General features: G+C 63.1%; 19 protein-coding genes, 1 tRNA gene and 2 riboswitches. Of the genes, 11 read left to right on the forward strand and 9 right to left on the reverse strand.

Annotated elements, in window-relative coordinates; genetic code table 11:
• The first annotated feature begins 361 nt into the window (after window positions 1-361).
• On the forward strand, window positions 362-658 hold the full coding sequence (locus tag BN2476_RS33615; RefSeq protein ID WP_087738515.1) for a hypothetical protein: 297 nt from the start codon (window positions 362-364) through the stop codon (window positions 656-658).
• A 166-nt stretch (window positions 659-824) separates the two neighbouring features.
• Here BN2476_RS33615 and BN2476_RS33620 read toward each other — a convergent pair whose 3' ends face one another.
• Together BN2476_RS33620 and BN2476_RS33625 are read right to left on the reverse strand one after the other, a co-directional pair.
• Window positions 825-1,646, reverse strand: a complete 822-nt coding sequence (locus BN2476_RS33620) for a Cof-type HAD-IIB family hydrolase (RefSeq protein WP_087738516.1) — start codon at window positions 1,644-1,646, stop codon at window positions 825-827.
• Between the two features lie 106 nt (window positions 1,647-1,752).
• Entirely contained in the window at window positions 1,753-2,637 is an 885-nt protein-coding gene (locus BN2476_RS33625) for a glucosamine kinase nucleotide-binding domain-containing protein (RefSeq protein ID WP_087738517.1), read from the reverse strand.
• Window positions 2,638-2,734: 97 nt separating this feature from the next.
• Between BN2476_RS33625 and BN2476_RS33630 the strand changes: the two genes are divergently transcribed.
• Window positions 2,735-3,388: a DNA-3-methyladenine glycosylase I gene (locus BN2476_RS33630; protein ID WP_162849282.1), complete on the forward strand. Its 654-nt coding sequence runs from the start codon at window positions 2,735-2,737 to the stop codon at window positions 3,386-3,388.
• Window positions 3,389-3,609: 221 nt separating this feature from the next.
• Here BN2476_RS33630 and rpsU read toward each other — a convergent pair whose 3' ends face one another.
• Window positions 3,610-3,822 (reverse strand): 30S ribosomal protein S21, encoded by a 213-nt coding sequence (gene rpsU, locus BN2476_RS33635; RefSeq protein ID WP_007581560.1) that lies wholly within the window; start codon window positions 3,820-3,822, stop codon window positions 3,610-3,612.
• A 415-nt stretch (window positions 3,823-4,237) separates the two neighbouring features.
• On the opposite strand from rpsU, the gene BN2476_RS48715 reads away from it, so the two are divergent.
• The 3 genes from BN2476_RS48715 (at window position 4,238) to fliD (ending at window position 7,883) form a co-directional block, all read left to right on the forward strand.
• On the forward strand, window positions 4,238-4,768 hold the full coding sequence (locus BN2476_RS48715) for a flagellar protein FliT (RefSeq protein ID WP_235851079.1): 531 nt from the start codon (window positions 4,238-4,240) through the stop codon (window positions 4,766-4,768).
• A 726-nt stretch (window positions 4,769-5,494) separates the two neighbouring features.
• A complete protein-coding gene (locus tag BN2476_RS33645) occupies window positions 5,495-6,313 on the forward strand; it encodes a flagellin domain-containing protein (protein WP_087738519.1) in 819 nt (272 codons plus the stop codon).
• A 136-nt stretch (window positions 6,314-6,449) separates the two neighbouring features.
• Window positions 6,450-7,883 carry a flagellar filament capping protein FliD gene (gene fliD / locus BN2476_RS33650; protein WP_087738520.1) on the forward strand — a complete coding sequence of 478 codons (1,434 nt, stop codon included), beginning with the start codon at window positions 6,450-6,452 and terminating at the stop codon, window positions 7,881-7,883.
• Between the two features lie 95 nt (window positions 7,884-7,978).
• Here the strand turns inward: fliD and BN2476_RS33655 are convergent, their stop codons facing one another.
• The 4 genes from BN2476_RS33655 to BN2476_RS33670 form a co-directional block, all read right to left on the reverse strand.
• Entirely contained in the window at window positions 7,979-10,474 is a 2,496-nt protein-coding gene (locus tag BN2476_RS33655) for a tetratricopeptide repeat protein (protein WP_235851080.1), read from the reverse strand.
• A gap of 2 nt (window positions 10,475-10,476) precedes the next feature.
• On the reverse strand, window positions 10,477-12,294 hold the full coding sequence (locus tag BN2476_RS33660) for an O-linked N-acetylglucosamine transferase, SPINDLY family protein (protein ID WP_087738521.1): 1,818 nt from the start codon (window positions 12,292-12,294) through the stop codon (window positions 10,477-10,479).
• Between the two features lie 206 nt (window positions 12,295-12,500).
• A complete protein-coding gene (locus BN2476_RS33665) occupies window positions 12,501-13,319 on the reverse strand; it encodes a hypothetical protein (protein WP_087738522.1) in 819 nt (272 codons plus the stop codon).
• Between the two features lie 72 nt (window positions 13,320-13,391).
• Complete coding sequence (locus BN2476_RS33670; RefSeq protein ID WP_087738523.1) at window positions 13,392-14,072, reverse strand: class I SAM-dependent methyltransferase; 681 nt, start codon at window positions 14,070-14,072, stop codon at window positions 13,392-13,394.
• Between the two features lie 83 nt (window positions 14,073-14,155).
• Between BN2476_RS33670 and BN2476_RS33675 the strand changes: the two genes are divergently transcribed.
• Window positions 14,156-15,031, forward strand: coding sequence for a glycosyltransferase family protein (locus BN2476_RS33675; RefSeq protein WP_235851081.1), 876 nt, complete (start codon window positions 14,156-14,158; stop codon window positions 15,029-15,031).
• A gap of 414 nt (window positions 15,032-15,445) precedes the next feature.
• On the opposite strand, the gene BN2476_RS33680 is transcribed toward BN2476_RS33675, so the two are convergent.
• A tRNA-Arg gene (locus BN2476_RS33680) sits at window positions 15,446-15,521 on the reverse strand.
• A gap of 334 nt (window positions 15,522-15,855) precedes the next feature.
• Here BN2476_RS33680 and BN2476_RS33685 point away from each other — a divergent pair.
• The gene (locus BN2476_RS33685; RefSeq protein WP_087738581.1) at window positions 15,856-16,791 is read left to right on the forward strand and encodes a c-type cytochrome; all 936 of its coding nucleotides are present in this window, start codon (window positions 15,856-15,858) and stop codon (window positions 16,789-16,791) included.
• Between the two features lie 72 nt (window positions 16,792-16,863).
• Here the strand turns inward: BN2476_RS33685 and BN2476_RS33690 are convergent, their stop codons facing one another.
• Window positions 16,864-18,951: a UvrD-helicase domain-containing protein gene (locus BN2476_RS33690; protein WP_087738582.1), complete on the reverse strand. Its 2,088-nt coding sequence runs from the start codon at window positions 18,949-18,951 to the stop codon at window positions 16,864-16,866.
• A gap of 376 nt (window positions 18,952-19,327) precedes the next feature.
• Here BN2476_RS33690 and BN2476_RS33695 point away from each other — a divergent pair, with 376 nt between their 5' ends.
• The 4 genes from BN2476_RS33695 (at window position 19,328) to gcvH (ending at window position 23,171) form a co-directional block, all read left to right on the forward strand.
• On the forward strand, window positions 19,328-20,377 hold the full coding sequence (locus BN2476_RS33695) for an oxidoreductase (protein ID WP_087738525.1): 1,050 nt from the start codon (window positions 19,328-19,330) through the stop codon (window positions 20,375-20,377).
• Between the two features lie 238 nt (window positions 20,378-20,615).
• A complete protein-coding gene (locus BN2476_RS33700; protein ID WP_087738526.1) occupies window positions 20,616-20,972 on the forward strand; it encodes a hypothetical protein in 357 nt (118 codons plus the stop codon).
• 195 nt (window positions 20,973-21,167) lie between these two features.
• Window positions 21,168-21,277, forward strand: a riboswitch (glycine riboswitch).
• A 51-nt stretch (window positions 21,278-21,328) separates the two neighbouring features.
• Window positions 21,329-21,471, forward strand: a riboswitch (glycine riboswitch).
• Window positions 21,472-21,559: 88 nt separating this feature from the next.
• Window positions 21,560-22,678 carry a glycine cleavage system aminomethyltransferase GcvT gene (gcvT, locus tag BN2476_RS33705; protein WP_087738527.1) on the forward strand — a complete coding sequence of 373 codons (1,119 nt, stop codon included), beginning with the start codon at window positions 21,560-21,562 and terminating at the stop codon, window positions 22,676-22,678.
• 112 nt (window positions 22,679-22,790) lie between these two features.
• Entirely contained in the window at window positions 22,791-23,171 is a 381-nt protein-coding gene (gene gcvH, locus BN2476_RS33710) for a glycine cleavage system protein GcvH (RefSeq protein ID WP_087738528.1), read from the forward strand.
• The last annotated feature ends 8 nt before the right edge of the window (window positions 23,172-23,179 follow it).

Raw genomic sequence — 23,179 nt, forward strand, 5'->3', positions numbered from 1 at the left:
TCTGCTACTGGAACTTCGGTCTAATAGAAAGCGGGGCGCTGCGGCGCCCCGTTTTTATTTGCGGGCGAGGCGCTCTGCATTAATAGATGGTTCAGATGTAAGGCAGGTTTACGATCGCTTTTACTGCATCGGCATGAGCGATTCGGCTGAGGGAAGAGCAAGCCTGCTTTGGCCCGCGAGGACTGTGCCGTCGTATGGCGCTGCGGCTCGCCTGTCGGCATCGGCGGGTCCGACGTTGGAAAAGCGTTCGCGGCGCGCATTGCACGCTTTCACTTCGTAACAACCTGTCGCAGTCCCGCCCACCGACGACGCGTAGATTGAACCTGTACGGCAAACACGCCGCTTTCACAGGAGAAGCAACATGAAGCGCATCGTCACTCACATGCTCGTCGCAGCTGGCCTCGCCGCTGGCGCATGCGGTGTCGCACAGGCGCACACGAATCTGAGCGTCGGTCTGTCGCTCGGCGCCCCTGCTCCGGCTTACGTCGCGCCAGCGCCAGTGTACGCGGCTCCGCAACCCGTCTATTACGGCAACCGGTACTGGGGCGACCATCGCTACGACGGCTATCGACACGACCGCGACTGGAACCGCGGCCGCGGCTGGGATCACGACAACCGTTGGAACGAGAACGGCCGCGGTTGGGGGTATCACGACTAAGGCATCGACGAGGCCGTGATCGAGGGATCGATGCAGTTGAGATAGCCTGCCTTGGGTCGTGTCTCGGCGACAGCCCGGGCGCACTCAAACGCCGGATCCTCGAAGCCTTGCATGGCGCGCGTCCCGTTATGGGTAGCGCGCCGTGTGAATCGGATGCGTTGCGAGCTTACGCAGTCAGTTCGTCATCGAGCGCGAAGAGCTTGCGCAGATGGTGCGCGACGCCCGCTTCGAAATTGTTGCCGATGCGCGGCACGTTCGGCAGACGCGCAATCAGATCGGGATTCGCGTTGTTCATCATGAACGGATGGCCGGCCGTTTCGAGCATGTCGATGTCGTTCATGTTGTCGCCGAACGCGACACACTTCGCCGCCGGCACATTCAAACGATCGAGCACGAACTGCAATGCGCGCCCCTTCGACACATTCGCCGTCATCACTTCGAGACAATCCGGCAGCGAGTAAGTGACATACAGCGCGTCGCCGAACGTACGCTGAAGATTCGCCGACACCACGGCGAGATCGCTGGGGTCGCCGATGTAAAGCGCCTTCGCGATGTCGGCGCCGTCGTGCTGCTGAAGGTCGATCACGTTATACGTGAAGCCCGAGTCCTGGTGATAGCGCAGCAGGTGCGGCGCATCGCGGTCGATCAGCCATTGCCGGTCGGCGAACAGGTTGACGATCACGCGCCCATGCTCCCCCGCGATCTCCGGCTTGACCAGTTGCTGGACGACGTTCGGATGAAGATCGTCGGCGAAGATCATTTCATCGTCGGGCGCATGAACGCGCGCGCCGTTCGATGTGACCAGATACGGCCGGATGCCCAGCACATCACGAATGCCAGCGACGTCGCAATAGTGGCGCCCGGTAGCGATCACGATGGGCACGCCCTGCGACTCGAGCGCGCGCATTGTGCTGATCGTGAAAGGATCGACCTGATGGTTGCTGTTCAGCAGCGTTCCATCGAGATCACTGGCGATGACTTTGTACATGGGAAGGCGGGCAGGCGGCGTCGGAAAGCATCTATTTTATCGCCTCCTGGCGCGCGCCCTTCCGTTCACGGCTCTCGATCGAGGCGCTTGTCTGACTGTGAAGCGCTTACCCCGCGCCGATTCGCGTGGCCTCGCGCTGCGCGAGTTGCAGCGCGCCGTGCGCCGAGTCCGAAATCGGCGCGCGCAGATGCTCGCGAAATGGCGCCGGCACATACTCGCTCAACGGCTTGCCAAGCCCGCCGCACAGCGCGACAGGCAACTCGCCCGACGGGTCCAGCGCGGCAATCATCTTGGCGATCTCCTCGCCCGCTAGCTGGAGCAGATGCGCCGCGAACGGGTGCTCGCGATACGCGACGACTACGGGCGCAAGACTCGCATAGGCCGTCTGATTCGCGTCGCACAACCATACGACGAGTCCGTCGCGATCGGTTGCGCCGACATGCTCGACCAGCGCTTTCGAGAATTCGTCGGCGGGAACGCGGCCGTCGAGCGCCTGCTGCGCGTGCACGATCGCACGCAAGCCGAGCCACGCGCCACTGGCTTCGTCGGCAGACGGATAGCCGTAGCCGCTCACCATCCGGCTCGCACCGCCGCGATCGAGCACGGCTGCCACACTACCCGTCCCCAGCGCGACGATCACGCCCGGCTCGCCGCCGTGCGCGCCGAGCAGCGTCGTGTAGGCATCGCTTTCGATCGCGAGTCCGGCCAGCGCGGGCGCCTTCGCAAAAAACGCGGCCAGCCAGTCCCGGTTGTTGACGCCCGCAAGGCCGCAGCCGAGCACGCAACGCGACCAGTCTGCAACCAGGCCGGCGCGCTCGAACGCCTGCGCGCTCGCGGCGAGGATGGCTTCCCAGGCGCGCTCGACGCCCAAACCGAGCCCCGACGGTCCGGCCGTGCCTTGCGCGAGTTCGTGACCTGCGGCGTTCGCCAGCACGACGCGCGTGCCGGTACCGCCACCGTCCACGCCGATCAGATAGAGGTTTTGATTCATCGATATGCTCAGTGATGTGTTACGGCATAGCGTGGCAGGTCTACTCGTTCGCGACAATTAGCCGAATGGCCAGGTTGCGGCCCCATTCCGTTCCGCTATGCTGGCGTGGCCCTATCGACGGGCGATCAACCAACCATGCAGGAGCCTGAACGTGGCTGAGCAGCGATGCAACTGGGCGACGAGCGAAGCGCTCGCACGCTATCACGACGCCGAGTGGGGCGTCCCTTCGCGGGATGACCAGCATCTGTTTGAGATGCTGGTGCTCGAAGGCGCACAGGCCGGGCTATCGTGGTCGACGATATTGAACAAGCGCGACGGATACCGGCGTGCTTTTTCCAACTTCGAGATCGACAAGGTCGCCCGCTTCTCGCAGCAAAAGCTCGACGCGCTCGTGCTGGATGAAAGCATCGTGCGCCATCGCGGCAAGATCGAGTCGGTGGTGACGAACGCCAAGGCCGTCAAGCAGATCCAGGCGGAGCATGGTTCATTCGCGGACTTCGTGTGGTCGTTCGTCGACAACACGCCGATCCAGAATACGTGGACCAGCTATAAGCACGCGCCCGCGTCGACGGACGTGTCGGATGCGCTCAGCAAGGCGCTCAAACGCTACGGCTGCAAATTTGTCGGCACAACCATCTGCTACGCGTTCATGCAGGCGGTAGGCATGGTTAACGACCATCAGATCGACTGCGCCTGCCATATGCGATGCGCGACACTCGGCAAGAAGGGACGCAAGAAAAATTTGAAGTGATGTGTCCGGCGCCGATCTCGCGAAGGCCAGAGCGCCCTTTCGTGTCGCGTCGTTGCAACACACGAGCACGAGGTGATCGGTGCGCGCCGCGGCAGACCATCCGATCCACGCGCCTTCTCTTCCGATAACCCAAACACTGATACACCATAAAAAAACGGCGGTGCGGCTTCTTTCGAAGCTCGCACCGCCGTTTGGCGTGCTTTCGCGTGCCGGAAGCGTGCTTAGTGCAGCTTCTTCGGCAGCATCTGGCTGCGCAGGCGCTTGTGCAGGCGCTTCACTGCAGCTGCCTTCTTGCGCTTACGTGCCGTCGTCGGCTTTTCGTATGCCTGGCGCTCACGCAGTTCTGCGATCAGGCCATTTTTTTCGATTGCGCGGCGGAAGCGGCGGATTGCCACTTCGAACGGCTCATTTTCTTTCAGAAGAATCGTCGTCATGTAATTCCTAAATACGCTTAATACGGTTAATGGCGTGGCGGTTAGCCCACTCACGCGCCGGCCCTCCGGTCGTTTCAGACTCTGGCGAAGCACAACTGAAACGAGAGGCAAAGCGGCCACGGAGGCCGGAAAAGAGAGGTGGGAGTTCACCGCGAAACGCGGGCAGCGCACGTTGCAGCGCCGCGCCTAGCTAGCGTTTCGCCACCAGCAACCCATGACGAAACGAGCAAAGATCTCAATTCACTCCTGATCATATCAGGAAATGCTCCGGCCGGCCAGCGTTTCTTGATCCTGGTCAGGCACTTGGCGCGCCCGGACTGGAGCGTCCGTGACGTCCGTGATTGATCGCCCTGTAAGAAAAAAGTGGGACAGACCACAGGTCTAACGGCTGTTCCACCGGGTCGAGCGTCGCACAGTGGACCTCAGCCGTCCGATCGTCCATTGCGCATTCGTCCGCGCCGCAAATCGAGCTGGCAATCAGATCCATTATCTCAAAGTTGAGGCCCCACGGCCGTGCAGCACAGACCTACGAAGACGTCGCCTAAAGTTTGCCAGCGCCGCGCCGTCAACCATGGGAAGGCAGTCGACGCGGCGCGAAACCTCGCAACAGCGCGACGCTGAAGGAGTCCAGCCTCCAACCGGAACCGACATGACGATCGAAGCGCTCACCCGTGTCGTGCAGTTGACACACGAAATTCACGACGCAGTTCGCCAGCGCGACTGGCTGCGCGCAGAGATGCTCGTCTCAGAACGCTCACCCCTGCTGATGTCGCTCACGCGGGAACAGTCACCGCACGCGCTCGTGATGATTCGCGAGATCCAGACTCTGGATGAGCAAATCAGCGAAGCTGCCCGCGTCGGCCTCGACACGCTGACGCAGGAAAACGCGAAGGCGCGGCAACGCATTCAGTCGGTCCGCCAATATCACGCCGTCGGCATGCTATAGGTGCATGTTCGCGAGAAGCGATCGCCTTGAGACGCGGTGCGGATGCGCTCGTCTACAGAACGTCGGCCGTCGTCGAAAATTGGCCGGCCGACATCAATATCGCGCGCGACGCATTGCGTAATCGCATCGAATGCGAATAGCACGCGCGTACCGCCCGCCCCTCGGAAGTGCATCGAGCCCGGCGTCTGTCGCCGCAGCCTGCACCATAGCGCGGCAATCTGGTCATTCCGGCCTCAGGCGCTTGCGAAAAGAAAATAGCCAACGCGACGAAACCGTTCTCCGACATCGGCGGCGGACCGATGTTTGGCGCCCCTGCTGCGTGTGAAGCCGAGGCAATTGTCCGACACCCGAAATCACGGTTCGCAAGCCGCTCTGCAAAAGCAACCGAAGCCACGCAACAGTCATCGCGAAACGGCCGGTCACAGGCTCACCGACCGGCAAACTTCGCCTTGCATCTCTTTCCTGGCGGCCCTCAAGGAAGGCGGCACAGCGGCAGATCGCTCATTCTCAGCCCGGCACTTTTCACGGCCCGCGACAGCTCCCGGCAGGGCTTGATCGGCCATTCTCCCAGCGCTTGTTCATGCATACGCGTTGATGGCTCCCTAAAGTTTTTTTCTGCACCGCCGTCAACCAGGACAGGCAGCCAGCGCCATTCGCACAAAGCAGCGCGACGCCGGTAGCCAAAACCAGTCATCTCCTGGCGCTTAGCATACGAGGACGCAAAAAATGCTGAACATCAACACCAACATCATGTCGCTGACCGCGCAGCAGAACCTGTCGGGTTCGCAAAGCGCGCTGTCGCAAGCCATCAACCGCCTGTCGTCGGGCAAGCGCATCAACACGGCAGCTGACGATGCTGCAGGCAACGCAATCGCTACGTCGCAAACGGCATCGATCAACGCGCTGAACCAGGGCGTTGCGAACGCGAACGACGCGATCTCGATGGTCCAGACCGCCAACGGCGCGCTGGGCTCGACGATCGACAACCTGCAACGTATCCGCCAGCTGGCAGTGGAAGCAGGCAACGGCTCGCTCGACTCGGGCGCAATGAGCGACCTGCAGGCGGAAGTCTCGACGCGTCTGCAGGAAATCAACCGCATCGCCGGTCAGACGACGTTCAACGGCCTGCACATCCTGTCGAGCGCAGGCACGGTCAACTTCCAGGTCGGCGCGTTCTCGGGCCAGACGGTTGGCATCAACTTCGGCGCTTCGGTGTTCGACAGCTCGGGCCTGAGCGTCAGCGGCGTCAACATCAGCACGAGCGCCGGCGCGCAATCGGCACTGTCGCAGATCGACGCGGCACTCGGAGCGATCAACACCTATCAGGCAGCACTCGGCGCACAGCAGAACACGCTGGCGGCTACGGTGACGAGCACGCAAACGGTATCGACCAACATGAGCGCCGCACGCTCGCAGATCACCGACGCTGACTTCGCGCAGGAAACGGCGAACCTGAGCAAGGCGCAAGTGCTGCAGCAAGCTGGTATCTCGGTGCTGTCGCAAGCGAACTCGCTGCCGCAGCAGATCCTGAAGCTCCTGCAGTAATCGCGTGAGCTGCGCGCGTGCCGCATCGCACCGCGCAGCCTGATTCAACGCATCGACATCGACAGGAAGGCTCGCCTTCCTGTCGGTGTTTCAGCCGATACCGTCCTGCCCGACACAGCCGAGCGGAGCTACCAACATGACCACCACCACCACGAGCACGACTTCCACGACGACAACCGATCTGTCTTCCCAATTGGCGGCAGCGGCGCAGTCGATCATCAGCGGGGCGACCAACTCGACGATGGACGTCAATTCGCTCGTCCAAACCCTCGTGGCGGCGAAGACGGTCGGTCAAAGCACGATCATCACCAACAAGCAGACCTCGGACAACACCGAGCTGTCGGCAGTTGGTCAGATCAAGTCGGCACTGTCTGCTCTCGACACCGCGCTGGCGGGTTTCCTGAACAGCACTGCGCTCGCGCAGATGCAAGCGGCCGTGACGGGCACTGGCGTGACGGCGACCACCGGCACCGGCGCCGTCGCGGGCACCTATTCGGTCGCCGTCACGAACGTGGCGACGTCCAGCACCGCGCGCCTGAATCCGATCGCAACGGGAACCACCTTCAACGCCGACACGCTCAGCATTCAGGTTGGCTCGGGCGCCGCAACCAGCGTCACGATCAAGGCCGGCGCGTCGCTGACCGATGTGGCCAGCGCGATCAACAAAGCCAACGCCGGTGTGTCCGCAGCCGTCATCACCTCCACCGACGCGGCGGGCAACGTCAATCAGTACCTCACGCTCACCTCGACGCAGACCGGCTCGAACACCGCGATTTCCATTACCGATTCGGGCGGCGCCAATGCCGCACTCGCGTCCGTCCAGTCGAGCACGACCGGCGTGAACGCGAACGTCAGCATCAACGGCATTGCGACGACCAGCGCCAGCAACACCCTGACCAACGTACTGAGCGGCGTCACGCTGGATATTTCGGGCGCATCGGCAAATAGCACGCAAACGCTCACCGTATCGGCCAACACGTCGGCATCGGCCAACGCAATCCAGAGCTTCGTCACAGCGTACAACAACTATGTGACGACCGCGGGGAAGCTTTCGTCGTACGACTCGAGCACTTCGACTGCCGGTCCGCTGCTCGGCGACTCGATGACGAACGGCATCACGAACGGTCTGGCCTCGCTGATCAGCGCGGGTGTCAAGAGCGGCACCACCACCTACAGTCTGGCGTCGATCGGCCTGAACCTGCAGCCGGACGGAACGCTGTCGGTGGACAGCACCGCGCTGCAAACCGCGCTGACGTCGAAGCCCACTGCCGTGAACGCGATCTTCAACAGCGCGACCGGGATCGGTGCGAAGCTGGACACGTTCATGTCGTCGTATATCCAGACGAGCGGCATCATCGATCAGCGCACAAACGCGCTGAACCAGGACCTGAGCAAACTGAAGGACCAGGCGACGCAGCTGACCGATTATTCGAACCAGCTGACCGCGCAATACACCGCGCAGTTCAGCGCGCTGAACACGCTGATGGCGCAGATGCAGAACAACACGAACTATCTGACGCAGTTGTTCGGTGGCAAGAGCAGCGCCGGCGCGCTCGCGACCAACAAGTAATTGGGCGGCCGCACAACAGCGCGGGCATGAAGCTGCAAAAAACTGCGGCCAGCCGGTCAAACCGGCTGGCCGCAGTATCTATCCGGCGTCACGGCTCAGACAGCGGACTGAGCATTCAGATGCAGTTCCCACATCCGATGGAACGCATCAACGAGGTTGTTCGCAAAGCGCGGCGCATCGCACATCGGCGATAGCCTCGTCTGCTCGCGCAGCCCCGCACGCAAGGTTGCCAGCCGGCCCGGGTCGGACGCAAACGCAACCGCCTTCTCGACATACGCGTCCTTGTCCGCCGCCACCCATTCGGCGAGCCCGGCCGCATGAAGCAGGCTTTCGCAGATATGCGTGAGAAAGCGATCGCCCTTCAAGCCTAGCACCGGCGCGCCCATCCATAGCCCCTCGGCCGTCGTCGTGCCGCCCGGGTAAGGGAACGGGCTCAGCGAGATATCGACGCGATTGTATGCATCCAGATATTCGACGCGCGACGACTCGCCTTCGAGAATCAGCCGGCTCGCGTCGATGCCGTGGCGCGCGAAACGCTCGATCGTCTTGATCTGCAGATAGTCGGCCCCCAGGCCGATTGCCTTCAGGAACAGCTTCGAGCCCGGCACCCGATGCAGCACGCGAGCCCACAGCGCCGCGACATCGTCCGTCACTTTGATGAGCTTGCCGAAATACCCGAAGGTGACAAAACCGTTCCGTTCCATTGGCAGCGGCCCGACATCCGGCGCATTGTCGGGCGGGGTGAAGCACAGGTAGCTGTCCGGCAGCCGCCACGCCTTTTCGACGAAGTGATGTTCTTCGCTTGGCGGCAACGTATGCGGATCGCCGACGAAGTAATCGATGAACTCGCAGCCGGTCGTCGCGAAAAAACCCAGCCAGCTGGCCTGCAGTGGCGCCGGACGCCAGGCGAAAACCGGCAGCGCGGTGAACGCCGTATGGCCGGACAGATCGACGAGGATATCGAGGTTGTCGTCGCGAATCTTCTCGGCCGCCTCCTGTGTCGACAGCTTTTCGATCGAATGCCACGCGGAGAAATGCGGCTTCAGGCGCTCCGTGATCGCGTCGTTCTTCTTGTTGAACGTCACATACGCGATCGGATCGATACGCGTGCGGTCCAGATGCCCCATGATGCTTTCGAGGAAGATGCCGACGGGATGGCCGCGCAAGTCGCCGGACACGAAACCGATCCGCAGCGGCCGCTTGCCGTCGTACGAAGAAGGCTCGTGCGCGAACGGTTTGGCCGCGGCGGCTGCCAGCTGGCCGTAACGCACCGCGTGCTCGCGCATGTCGAGCGCGGAATAACGCGGCGAGCCCGGCATCGTAAACAGCAGGCGCGCATACGTCTCGATCGGATCGCATCCGAGTTCCAGCGCCTTCACGTGCATCTCGAGGCCTTCTTCGATCGCCCCGCGAGCCTGCAGGATGTCGCCGAGCGACAGATACTTCGCAGCGCTTTTCTCGCCGATCGACAGCGACTTGTTGACCGCCTCCAGCGCTTCGTCGAGCTGACGGTCCTCGCGCAGCGCATTCGCGAGCATCAGCCACGCATGATCGTCCCGGGGTGTCAGTTCGAGCGCGTGACGAAGACTGAGAATCGCGGCCGGCTGCCTCTCGAGGTGGTAATAGATCAGGCCCAGCCCACGATAGGACGGCTGATGCTCCGGGTCGAGTTCGATCGCCCGCTCACAGGACTTCAGTGCATCCTCGTATCGTCCAAGACCGCACAGCACCCCGGCCAACGTGCAGTGTGCGTCCGCGAAGTCCGGATTGATCAAGAGCACTTCGCGGCACTCGCTCTCCGCCCCCTCCAGATCGCCGGTGTCGCGCAGCACGCAGGCGAGCGTGTTGCGCGCCTCGACATCCTCGGGGCTCAGCGCCTGCCGAAGGCTCGCGAGTGCATCGGCCAGTTCGCCGCGCTCTCGCAGCAGCAAACAGAGGCTGTGATGCGCGGCCCACAGGTTAGGCTGCAACGCCACGGCCTTGCGGAAAAGGTCGATCGCCAGTTCCGGTTGGTCCTGCTCGCGCAAAACGTTGCCGACGTTGTTGTACGCAACCGCATATTCCGGATTCAGCTCGATCGCCTTGCAATAGCTGGCCACCGCTTCGTCCAGTTCACCCATGTCATGCAGCGCGTTGCCGAGGTTGTTGTACGCCTCCGCATACCCGGGTTGCAGTCGAATGGCTTCCGCGCAGGCGCGCATCGAAGCATCCGGCTGCTTCGCCTGACGCAGCGCATTGCCGAGATTGTTGTGCGCTTCCGGATAGTTGAATCTCAGACCCAGCGCATTCTTGTAGCTGACGATCGCCTCGTCGAACCGGCCGAGATCCGCCAGCACGTTGCCGAAATTGTTGTAGTAGATCGCGTCGGGCCGTACCGCGAGCGACTGCTCGATCAGCTTCACGCCGACGTCGGTCTTGTGCAGCTGGCACGCGAGCAATCCGAGAAAATGCAGCGCATCCGGCTGCTGCGAATCCGTCCGCAGCACGTCCTCGTACAGTGAGCGCGCGGCATCGAACCGGCCAGCGCGATGATGGCCGAGCGCCTGCTCGATCGACGCCGGGATGTCCGCAATGCGTTCAGCCTCGCTCATGCTCACGCCTCCTGTTTCGTCTGCAGCCGCTGCGCGAGGTTTTCATCCCACATAGCATGCAGCGCGTCTTCCAGGTGGCGCGCGAAGCGCGGCGCATCGCACAGCGGCGACGCGAGCACCTGCGCACGCAGCCCGGCGCGCAAGCCGCTCAATGCCTGAGCATCGGCGGCGAACGCAACGGCTCGCTCGATGTAGTCGTCGCGGGACCGCGCGATCCACGTGTCGGCGAGCCCCGCCGCATGCACGATGCTCTCGACTATGTGCGAGACGAAACGATCGCCGTGCATGCCGAGCACGGGTACGCCCATCCACAGGCTCTCGGCCGCCGTCGTGCCGGACGGGTACGGGAACGGGCTCAGCGCGATATCGACACGGTTGTACGCATCCAGATAGTCGCCGCGCGCCGAGAACCCTTCGAGCAGCAGTTGCTCCGCGCCGACCCCATGCATCGAGAAGCGCCTGAGCGTCGTCTCGCGGATATCGTCGAAGTCGAGCTGCGCGGCCTTCAGCAGCAGGCGGGAGCCCGGCACGCGACGCAGGATCGCCGCCCACGTCGCAACGACGACATCGGTCATTTTGGTCAGCCGGCCGAAATAGCCGAACGTGACGAAGCCGTTTTTCAGCGCGGGCAGCGGGCCGACAGCCGGCGCGCGCTCCGGCGGCGTGAAGCAGAGGAAGCTGTCCGGCATCCGCCACGGCTTCTCGACGAAGTGATGTTCTTCGCCCTGCGGCAGCACGTGACGGTCACCGAGCAGGTAGTCGATCGCCTTGAGTCCCGTGCTCGCGAAATAACCCGGCCAGCTGACCTGAACGGGCGCGGGCTTCCATCCAAACAACGCCAGACGGTTGTACGTCGTATGCCCGGACGCATCGATTAGTACATCGATCTTGTCGTTGCGGATCTGCTGGGCAGCGGCAAAGTCGCGAATGCCGGCGATCGACTCCCAGCTATGGAAATACGGCTTGAGGCGGACGGTCAATTCGTCTTCCTCCCGGGATGTCTGGTAAGCGACCAGTTCAACGCGGGCCGGATCGAGACTTTTCACCACGCTCTCGAGAAAATACCCAACGGGATGACGCCGCAGATCGCCCGACACGATCCCTACCCGCAACGGCCGTTCGGTGCGCGGCGCCATGCCGACGAGCCAGCTTCGGAACGGCTGGGCCGCCTCTTCCACCACTTGGGCAAACTTGCGCGCCTCGTCCAGATACTGCTCGGGCGTCGTGCCCGTGGCGTAGTTCAGCGCAGTCAGCCGGTTGCTGCGCGGCTCCAGCTCGGACGGAGCCTGCTCCGTCGCGATCTGCCATGCCTCCAGCGCCGCCGGCAGCTCGTCCAGCGAAAGCAGCACATTGGCGAGGTTGTTGTACGCGCGGCCATTGCCGGGCTGCAGCTCCAGCACCTTGCAGAACGACTGCACCGCATCGTGATACTGCTTCAGCCCGCGCTGCGCGATGCCGAGGTTGTTGTAGGCGTCGGCATGCTCCGGCTGCATCTGCGTGACCAGCCGGAAACATTCGGCAGCGGCAGCCACCCGGCGATGCGCCGCCATCACGTTGCCGAGCGCGAAGTAGTAGTCCGGCCTGGCATCCCGGCTGATCGCCTCCATGATCAGGTCCGCCGCCCGCGCGTGCTCGCCCCTGCGATACGCGACCATGCCGCGCAGATGCAGCGCGCCGGCGTGCGCCGGATCGATGGCGAGCACCTCGCGGCATAGTTCGTCCGCTTCGTCGAGCCGGTCGCTACGGCACAGTGCATCGGCGCGCGACAGCAACTCGTCCGTCGTCTCGCCACCCAGGTCGGCAAACTTGAATTCGCTCATGAATAGATGCTTCCGTCGAAAAACAATGCGGGAAACAGCAGGTTTCGCCGGAAAATGACCGAACTGAAAAACCCTGCTGCCAAATCGTGCACACAGCACGCCATACTTAGATTCTGGCAACGGCCGGCCTACGATGATCCGCGGATTAAACCCGGTAAATGACCGCAATTCGCCGGCTTATGACGACGCCCGCGACCAGCGCCCGCTCACTGCGGGTCGGCCATCGCCCGCTGGAACAGCTCGCCCTGGCGTTGACGGAACACGGCAAGATACTCAGGCAAGCCCGTCTGACGAGACGCGAACTTCAGGCCATCGAGCATCAGCAGTTCGGCCCCGAGAAGTCGAATCGGGCTCGCCGAGGTCGGCATGGTCAGTGGGTTATAGCTTCTGACCCGCCACTGCGGTTGGGTGCACAAGAGTAGCGACGCCATCCGCTCGATCAGGAAGACCTTTGCCGGCGCGGAGTCCTGCTCGTAGCTCACGGAGGCATTCAGCCCCTCGGCCAGTTCGCCCACGCCGGATTCCGCAATGGCGAACAGCTGGTCGCACAACCCGATCCATTCGGCCCAGAAAGCCGGCTTGGCGATCAGGTAATTGCAGAACACCGTCTCCTTCGACGTCATCACCAGCGTGTTGATGTCGACCGACGGCATGATCTGCTTCAGCGCCGCCACCAGCGTCGGCGCAATACCCGAGTGCGCGACGCAGGCGTGCTCGAACACATTCAGAAAAAACGCGGCCACGTCGTAGAACATCGGAAACGTAACGACATCGACATCGTCCGGCGTTTCGGCCAGAAACTGGAACACAGTGTCGGAATGCAGCCCGATCTTCTTGCCGAACTTCGGCGAAAGGAACCCATACCCCTCGTTCGGGTTAAGCGGGTTATTCAGCAGGAACCGGCGGATGGGCCAGTATTCGTACCAATCCGGGCGCCCGCCCGTGTTGTCGAGCGGAATGAACCCGGCATCGAGAGACGCGCGCGTCTCGCCGGAATAGAAAATCTGATAGACGTTCGCTTTCATTCGATCACTCATCTACGCGCCGCAACTGGCTGCCCGGCGAGGCCGACTTCCGGCACCTGCGCTCACCGCGCATCACGCCTGCGCCGGCACCGCCTTGATCACGTATTGCAACGGCAGCGCATCGCGCACAGCCGCCTCACCATCGCCGCCCGCCGCGGCGGCCATCGCCTTGATGACGGGCAGGAACGTTTCGCGCTGCGGCTCGTGGAAGATGCGGCGCGCGCCGTCCTCGACCTGGTAGCCGGTCTGCGCGAACATCTCGATCATCGTTTGCAGCGTGAACCAGCGCAGATGCGTGCGATCGAGGAGTCCCATATCCGCGTAGCGCAGATCGCCATAGCTCAGGCGGGCCTGAATGCTCCAGTGCTGCATGTTCGGAATGCAGGCCACCACGTAGCCGCCGTTGTTCGCGGTCAGCGCGGCGTGGATCTTTCGCAGGACATCCCACGGATCGCGCAGATGCTCCAGCACGTCGGCAAATACATAGCAATCCGCTGCCAGATCGGACCTGAAACGCGCCTCGTCGACCGTCTCGATGTCCAGCACGGTCACCTCGTCGCAATGCGCGCGGGCCAGTTCCGCATATTCGGGTACCACCTCGATACCGACGTAATGCACGTCGGGGTTGAGCTTCCGGTATTCCCTCGCCAGCGCCCCCGAGCTGCATCCCACCTCGACAACCCTGCGGACGTGGGTCGGCATCAGTTTCAGCAGTTCGTCGTTGTGAATGTGATGAACCGGAGTCTGTTTCATGGCGAAGAAAGAGAAGATGGAGACGGGTGGCCAGGAGTATAGGCAGCCACCGTCGTGTTCAATCCGCTAATCAACGCGGACTATTGCACCTTTTTCTCCTGACAGACGGCCTGCGCCCGCCCACCCGCGCTCCTCGTTTTTTCGCCCGGTCCTTCGCCGATCCACACCCCTTGCCGTGGCCGGCGAGGTATCGCATCATCGCCGGATTGATATGCGCTAGTCCGACTCAGGCGGAAACAACAACAGTGAAACCCATCAGGCTTGTCTGTGCGACCCGATCGCCACGAGAAACGTTTTTGACGCACACCGCGCTCGGACTTTCGCTCAGTCTGTATCGCTTTCCTCAGGCCCCCGAGTTGCTGCTGTTCGATAACAATACGCGTGGACTACCGCTTATCTATAACGTCGCAATCGATGCGGCGAAGAAAGATCCGGCAATTCTCGTATTCGTCCACGACGATATCTGGCTCAACGATTTCTACTGGCTGGAACGCATTCGCGAAGCCGTGCAGCACTTCGATATTGCGGGGGTCGCGGGCAACCGGCGTCGCGTCGCGCAGCAAGCGGCGTGGGCTTTCGTGAAGGCGAATCCCGATGTGGACGGATCGCAACCCTCGCATTTCAATTGGGATGAGCCGCAATATCTGAGCGGAGCGGTGGGGCACGGCAAGATGTTTCCGTGCGAAGTCTCCCGCTATGGTCCTTCGGGCGTCGAATGCAAATTGCTCGATGGCCTGTTGCTGATTGCCGATAGCGAAAAACTGGCTGCACACGACCTGCGCTTCGACGAGCGCTTCGACTTCCATTTCTACGACCTGGATTTTTGCCGCCAGGCTGAACTGCGCAACATGAAAATGGGCACCTGGCCGATCAGCGTCGTGCATGAAAGCGCGGGCGCATTCGCGACCCCGCGGTGGCATGCCGGCTACAAAAAGTATCTGGAAAAATACGGCGAGTGATGGTCGGCGTTGAAGCGCATGCCTGCGTCAGATTCCTAGCGCACGGGTGGCATGCGCTGATACCGCGCACTCGCATGCACTCGGCGAAAATCCGTCATCGGCTGCCGCCGATCCCACGCCAAGCCACTGTGACGGGCAATCCGCTCTCCGCAATATCGCCGCCACCGAATTCGCGATCGTGGTCGGCGTGGGCAGCAGATGGGATCAAACGCGACCTGAATCAGGCCCGTTTCTCGTGACGACAGGAACGGTGGCTGTGGCCGTGAGCCACCCCTGTCGGTTCGGCGGACGGAAATGGAACACGCTGAGGGGAGAGAAGCCTGAATTCACCGTGAGCGGATGGCCGCGCATCTCCGGAGGGAACCGGAGCGAGAAAATGCATGCTGCGAAACCACGGGAAGGCTATATCGCAGATGGCGCGCCCGGCTGGGATCGAACCAGCAACCCCTGCCTTCGGAGGGCAGTACTCTATCCATTGAGCTACGGGCGCATTCGGCGGAAACGCTCGGCGAAAAAGCGCTGCAAAATCACGAGGTTGATGCGACATGCGGCGCCAGAGCGAGACCGAGAGGATACCCGTTTTCAGGCGGTCCGTCCACTGCGGGCCCGCTGGCGCAACCCGCCAAGCCGTCGAAGGCAATGTCCAATCAATCACAAAACCGCGCCAGAACCCAAAAATGTCCGCGTAAACGCCTACTGAACACGCTTGAGGCCCGCGCACCGGCGCCGAAACCTTCCGTCTATAATCGTCCGTGGCTTATCAAGAACAAAGTCGTTGCCGTCGCGCTGTACCGCTCACAATACCCATGGGAGACGAGACAAGCATGAGCGAAGCACCACACGGAGCCCCGATCAAGACCCCCGGACAGCTGATCGCCGCAGTCATCGCCGGCTTTGCTGTCCCCATCGTCATCATCGTTCTGCTCGCCTACTACGTCGACAACTCGACTCGCACGGGCGCGGGCACCGATGGTCTGTCCGACGCCGTCGTCGACTCGCGCGTCGCCCCCATCGCCAAAGTCGACATTCGCGACGCCAACGCGCCGCGCGTCTACAAGACGGGCGAGGAAGTGTACAAGGCCGTCTGCTCGGCCTGTCACGCGGCGGGCGCGGCGGGCGCGCCGAAATTCACCAACACCGGCGACTGGGCGCCGCGCATCGCCCAAGGCTTCGACACGCTCTGGCACACCGCGCTGACCGGCAAGGGCGCGATGCCCCCGCGCGGCGGCACGAGCCCGGATGACTACAGCGACTACGAAATCGGCCTCGCCGTCGCTTACATGGCGAACAACGCGGGCGCGAAATTCGCCGATCCGCCGAAGCCCGTGCCGGGCCAGCCGGCTGCGGGTCCCGCGGGCGCATCCGGTGCTGCGGCCGCTTCGGGCTCCGAAGCGGCATCAGGCGCAGCAGCAGGCGCGTCCGACACTGCCAGCGCACAGGCCGCCGCCGCGATGGCCGCGATGAAGAACGTGCCGCAAAGTGCCGCGCCGGCATCGGGCGCGACGCAAAGCGCGGACGCATCGCAGGCGGGCAAGGCGCTGTATCAGCAGGTCTGCCAGGCCTGTCACGCGGCGGGCGTGCTGAACGCGCCGAAATTCGGCGACAAGGAAGCCTGGGCGCCGCGCCTGAAAGACCCGATCGATACGATCTACAACTACGCGCTGCACGGCAAGGGCACGATGCCGCCGAAGGGTGGCTCGAACGCATCGGATGCGGATGTGAAAGCCGCCGTCGATTACATGATCAGCGCGGCGAAATAAGCAGCGCGCATCTCAGCCCCAACGAAAAATCCCCGCCTCGTCCGGGGATTTCTTATTTATGCGGCACGCGCTTCACGCCTTCTGCAACAACGCCTTCAAACTTGCAAGCCGGTCTTTCGGTGTCATCGGCGCTTCTTCCGGCGTCGGCGGCGGCGCTTCGTCGAGGCCCATTTCGGGGATGAAGCGCGACGGCTCGCACACCACCGTCTCGCGCGCCCGCTTGCGCTTCTTGCACCAGTTCAGATGCAGGCTGCGCTGCGCGCGCGTGATCGCGACATACATCAGACGGCGCTCTTCCTCGATGCGCGCATCGTCGATCGGGCCATCGTCCTCGGTGCCGCCGCGATGCGGCATGATGCCTTCCTCGACGCCCACCAGAAACACGTGCGGATATTCGAGCCCCTTCGACGCATGCACCGTCGACAGACGCACGGCATCCGGGTCTTCGTCCTTGCCTTCGAGCATCGACATCAGCGCGACCGTCTGAATCAGACCGAGCAGATTCTTGCCGGTATCGGTGAGTCCGTCGGCGGTGTCGTAGCCGGTCTGCTCCACGCCCGCTTCGGGTTCAGGCTTCGTGCCCTTGCGCTTGAGCCACTCGAGAAACTCCAGCACGTTCTGCCATTTCGCCTGGGCCTGGCGTTCGTCGAATGCGTCGTACAGATACGCTTCGTAGTGGATCGCCTCCATCATGTCGTCGAGCACGGACGTCGCCGCATCTTTCTCGGCGCGGTCTCGCAGACGCTGCATGAAATCGCAGAACACGCGCAGCGGCTCGACCTGCCGCGCCGACAGCCGCGCCTCGATGCCGCCCATGTACACCGCTTCGAACAGCGACACCTTCGCCTGGCCCGCGAACGCGCCCAGCGCTTCGAGCGTCGTGTTGCCGACGCCCCGGCGCGGCGTCGTGATCGCGCGGATGAACGCGGGATCGTCGTCGGCGTTCGCGATCAGCCGCAGATACGCGCAAATGTCCTTGATCTCGGCCTTGTCGAAGAACGACTGGCCGCCCGACAGCACATACGGGATGCGCTCGCGGCGCAGCACCTGTTCGAAGATGCGCGCCTGAAAATTGCCTCGATACAGGATCGCGTAATCGCGAAACTGCGCGCGGCGCTCGAACTTGTGCGCCGACAGTCGGAACACGACGGACTCGGCTTCGTGCTCTTCGTCGTTGCACCCCGTAACGGTGATCGTGTCGCCCATGCCGTGCTCGGACCACAGCTTCTTCTCGAACAGCTTTGGATTGTTCGCGATCACGTTGTTCGCCGCCGTCAGGATGCGAACCGTCGAGCGATAGTTCTGCTCGAGCTTGATCACGTGCAGCTTCGGGAAGTCCTTGCCGAGCTGCGCGAGGTTTTCGAGCGTCGCGCCGCGCCAGCCGTAGATGGCCTGATCGTCGTCGCCGACGGCCGTGAACGCGGCGCGCGGGCCCGCCAGCAGCTTCACCAGTTCGTACTGGCACGCGTTGGTGTCCTGATACTCGTCGATCAGCAGATAGCGCAGCTTGTTCTGCCAACGGTCGCGCACCTGCTCGTTCTTCTTGAAGAGCTCGGCGGGCAGCCGGATCAGATCGTCGAAATCGACGGCCTGATAGGCGTGCAGCGTCGCGACGTGGTTGCGATAGACGATCGCGGCCTGATGCTCGTCCTCGTTCGACGCAATCGCCATCGCCTCTTCCGGCATGATGAGGCCGTTCTTCCACAGCGAGATGATCGTCTGGATCTTGCGGATGAAGCCCTTGTCCGTCGAGCCGACCTGTTCCTGGATCATGCCGAAGCAGTCGTCGGAATCCATGATCGAGAACTGCGGCTTCAGGCCGACGTGCTCCGCCTCCTGGCGCAAGATCTGCACGCCGAGCGAGTGGAACGTGCAGACCGTCAGCTGGTTGACGGGCACCTTGCGGCCTTCCTTGCCGGGCGCCGTCAACGTCTTGCCTTCGAGCAGCTTGCCGACGCGCTCGCGCATTTCAGCAGCGGCCTTGTTCGTAAAGGTGACGGCAGCGATATGGCGCGGCTCGAAGCCTTTGTTTTCGATCAGGTGCGCGATCTTCTGCGTGATCACGCGCGTCTTGCCGCTGCCCGCGCCTGCGAGCACGAGACACGGACCGTCGAGATAGCGCACCGCTTCGCTTTGAGCGGCATTCAGGCCTGCGGACATCGTGTGTGGATTAGAAATGAATTGAGGGCGCTGCTTGACGAACGAGCGGCCCGGGAACATGCAGCGAGACGGCTCGAATGGCGCATCGTGCTGGACGGGTGCAGAGACGGATGCATCGCGCTTGCAACGATCCGCCGCGCATCTGTCTCGCATCTATCTCTTGCGCCACGCACTTGATTCCATGCGCTTTTTGCCGTTCGCGTGAGAACCGCGATGTTAACACGAATGCTCCTGCGAATGCCTCGGCACATGCCCTCAGGACAGCAAGCGACGCGGCGCGCGCCGAAGCCGCGCGACGCGAGCGGAAGCGCGTCCGTGCCACAATTGCGCCGTTGTGCGCCGCCCCCGCGGCGCGCCGCTTTTGCAGGGAACACGCATGTCTTCATCGCTGAAAATTGGCTTGATGGGCTACGGCTTTGCCGGCGCCACCTTTCACGCGCCGGTGATCGAACACTGCGGACGCGCGAGCGTCGCCGCAATCGCCACGGGGCAGCCCGACAAGGCGCGCGCCGACTATCCGAACGCGCGCATCGTCGCGGACATCGACGCGCTGCTCGCGCTGGCGGACATCGAATGCGTCGTGATCGCGACGCCGAACGACACGCACTTCGACCTCGCGCGCCGCGCGCTGGAAGCGGGCAAGCACGTCGTCGTCGACAAGCCCGTCACGCTCACGGCCGCCGATGCGCGCACGCTCGCCGATCTCGCGCAGAGCAAGGGCCTGCTGTTCGCCCCGTTCCACAACCGCCGCTGGGACGGCGATTTCCTGACCGTGCGCGAGCTGATCGCAAGCGGAGAGCTGGGCCGCATCACGCATTTCGAATCGCACTTCGACCGCTTCCGTCCGGGCATCCGGCAGCGCTGGCGCGAAGAGGCATCGCGCGGCGGCGGTTTGCTGCTCGACCTCGGGCCACATCTGATCGATCAGGCGCTGACACTCTTCGGCGCGCCTGAAACGGTCTATGCGTCGGTGAAGGCGTATCGCGACAACGCGAGCGCGCCGGATTACGCGCATCTGCTGCTTGGCTACGCAAACCACGAAGTCGTGTTGCATGCGAGCGCGCTGACGGCTATCGTCGCGCCGCGCTTCACGATCCACGGCACGCGCGGCAGCTACGTGAAGCACGGTCTCGACACGCAGGAGGATCAACTGAAGGCAGGCCTGCGCCCCGGCGATGCCGGCTTCGGCAGCGGCAACCAGGCGGGCACGCTGCGCGTGCTCGAAGGCGAGCAGGAGGTGGAGCGCGATCTGCCGACGCGCGACGGCGTCTATGTCGAGTTCTATCGCGCGCTGGCGGCTTCGATTCGCGACGGCGCACCGTTCCCGGTCAGCGCGCAGGATGCCGTCGACGTGATGACGATCATTGAACTCGCGGCTCGCAGCGACACGGAAGGCGTGCGGTTGCCGTTCCGGCGCGGGGCGTGAGAGCCGGATAACGCGCCGCCCGCGTTTTGCCTTAGTCCCGATTTCGCTCAGGCCTTTATTGCGCCTTCAAGGGTTCCGCCTGGTGCGGAACCGCGCAACCCGTCCCGCCGCCGGCCTCGCCGGCAACCGACGGTAACGAAACTACGACGGCGCCGCGTCATCGCGTGTCGTCCGTCGTCCGTTGCTTGCGTTATCGGATCGACACCCATCGCATCGACACCCTTCAACAGGAGAACCTATGCAACGTATCGTTCGCGCGCTTGGCTGCTGCGCACTGGTTGCGGCGCTCACCGCGTGCGTCACCACGCGCCAGCAGACCGCCCAGCCGCATCCCGCGCCGAATCCGCACGAAATGGCCGTGCACCGCTTCGAGCAGGTGAACGGCCGCCTTGACAACATGGGCCGCCACATCGACACCCGCGTCAACGAGGGCCACTATCCGCCACCCGAGGGTGGCGCGCTGCACCGGCGTCTCGACACGATCCGCCAGGAAGCGCACGACATGGCGGCGCAGCACGGCGGCGGCCTCACGGGCGACGAACAGCGCGTGCTGAATCAGGAACTCGATACGGCGGAGGCGGCGATCAACCGCTAAGTCCGCGAAGCGAAAGCGCGGCGTCCTACGAGCGGCCGCGTTTTTTAGCGCGTTTTTCAGGCAAATCGACTACGGGGAACGCGGTTTCTCCAATCGATTTTTGACGCTCGACGCGCCGCCGCGATCCCGCGACGCGCGCCGTACATAGAGTCGAAACCTTTATTTGACAAGCCTTCCACCCTCGCGTACATTCGCCGCACGCGTCGGGAGAGCGCGCCGCCTGCTGTCGTCTTGAGTACACAGCAGCCAGCGCCGCCGAAGGGGCACACCCGCAAACTCTCAGGCAAAAGGACCGAACGCGTCGAAAAATCCGCTCGTCATCCGGTCATAACGACCTCATTCGAATGAGCGCGCGTTTTTCGCACTCTGGAGAGCGGCAGTAGCGCCGATGCACACATGCTGCACGCGCAAGCTGCCCACCGAAGGGGCGCGCGCCACGCCGGCCAGCACTCGCTGACGGCGGCGCAATCTCTCAGGTATCGAGGACAGAGGGGGCATGCAGTAATCGCTCGTTGGCCCAAGGTGGGATCAGGCCGCGAGGGGTTTCGCCGCATGGCCTTTCCTGTTTAGCGACGCCCGAGGCCCCGATGACCGAACTCAAACACACCCCGCTCCACGCCACGCACCGCGCGCTGAATGCCCGCATGGTCGACTTCGGCGGTTGGGACATGCCGGTAAACTATGGCTCGCAGATCGAAGAGCATCGCGCCGTGCGCACCGATGCGGGCATGTTCGACGTGTCCCACATGTGCGTCGTCGATTTCACCGGTCAACGCGTACGCGCTTTTTTCGAGCGCACGCTGGCCAACAACGTCGGCAAGCTGAAGACGCCGGGCAAGGCGCTCTACTCCTGTCTGTTGAATCCGCAAGGCGGCGTGATTGACGATCTGATCGTCTACTACTTCTCCGAAGACCATTTCCGCGTCGTCGTGAATGCCGGCACGGCCGAGAAAGACGTTGCGTGGTTCAACAAGCTCAACGACTCGGAAGGCTTCGGCCTCACGATTCAGCCGCGCCGCGACTACGCGATCGTCGCCGTGCAAGGCCCGAACGCGCGCGAAAAAGTCTGGGCTACGGCGCCCGCCACCCGCGCCGCCAGCGAAGGCCTCAAGCCGTTCAACGCGGCGCGCGTCGCCGATACGCCGTTCGGCGAGCTGACCGTCGCGCGCACCGGCTACACGGGCGAAGACGGCTTCGAAATCATCGTCCCCGCCACTCACGTCGAAGCGCTGTGGAACGCGCTGCAGGCACAAGGCGTGCGTCCCGCGGGCCTCGGCGCGCGCGATACGCTGCGCCTCGAAGCAGGCATGAACCTGTACGGCCAGGACATGGACGACAACGTGTCGCCGCTCGACGCCGGTCTCGCATGGACCGTCGATCTGTCCGCGCCGCGCGATTTCATCGGCCGCGTAAAGCTCGAAGCGGACGGCTCGAAATCGTCGTTCGTCGGCCTGATCCTGCACAAGGACAACGGCAAGGCGGCGGGCGTGCTGCGCGCGCATCAAAAGGTCGTCACGCCGCACGGCGAGGGCGAAATCACGAGCGGCACGTTCTCGCCGACCATGCAGGAATCGATCGCCTTCGCGCGCGTGCCGACAGGCGTGCAGCCGGGCGACGTCGTGCACGTGCAGATACGTGACAAGGCACTTCCCGCCAGCGTGGTTAAACTGCCATTCGTGCGCAACGGCAAAGTGCTCGTGAGCTGATCGTTACCGAGCTCGCGATGAGCGTCACGAGACAGTCACCAGACAGACACTAAAGCGTCGCGTGCGTCCCATCCATCAAGTCAACCGAATCAAACCGTTTTAGGAGCATCCGATGAGCATCCCGGCCGATCTGAAATACACCGAATCGCACGAATGGGTCCGCACCGAAGCGGACGGCACGCTGACGGTCGGCATCACCGACCACGCGCAGGAAGCGCTCGGCGACATCGTCTTCTTCGAAGTGCAGCAACTGGGCCAAACCGTCTCGGCAGGCGATACGGTCGCCGTCATCGAATCGGTGAAGGCGGCTTCCGATATCTACGCGCCCGTCTCGGGCGAGATCATCGAAGCGAACCCGAACGTCGCCGATACGCCCGACGCCGTGAACGGCGCGCCGTACGACAACTGGCTGTTCAAGATCAAGCCGGCTGCGGGCGCATCGCAGGATAACCTGATGGACGCCGCGGCATACGGCAAATCGATCGGCGAATAAGTCATCTA

This window comes from Paraburkholderia piptadeniae (assembly GCF_900007165.1).
Lineage (GTDB): Bacteria > Pseudomonadota > Gammaproteobacteria > Burkholderiales > Burkholderiaceae > Paraburkholderia > Paraburkholderia piptadeniae.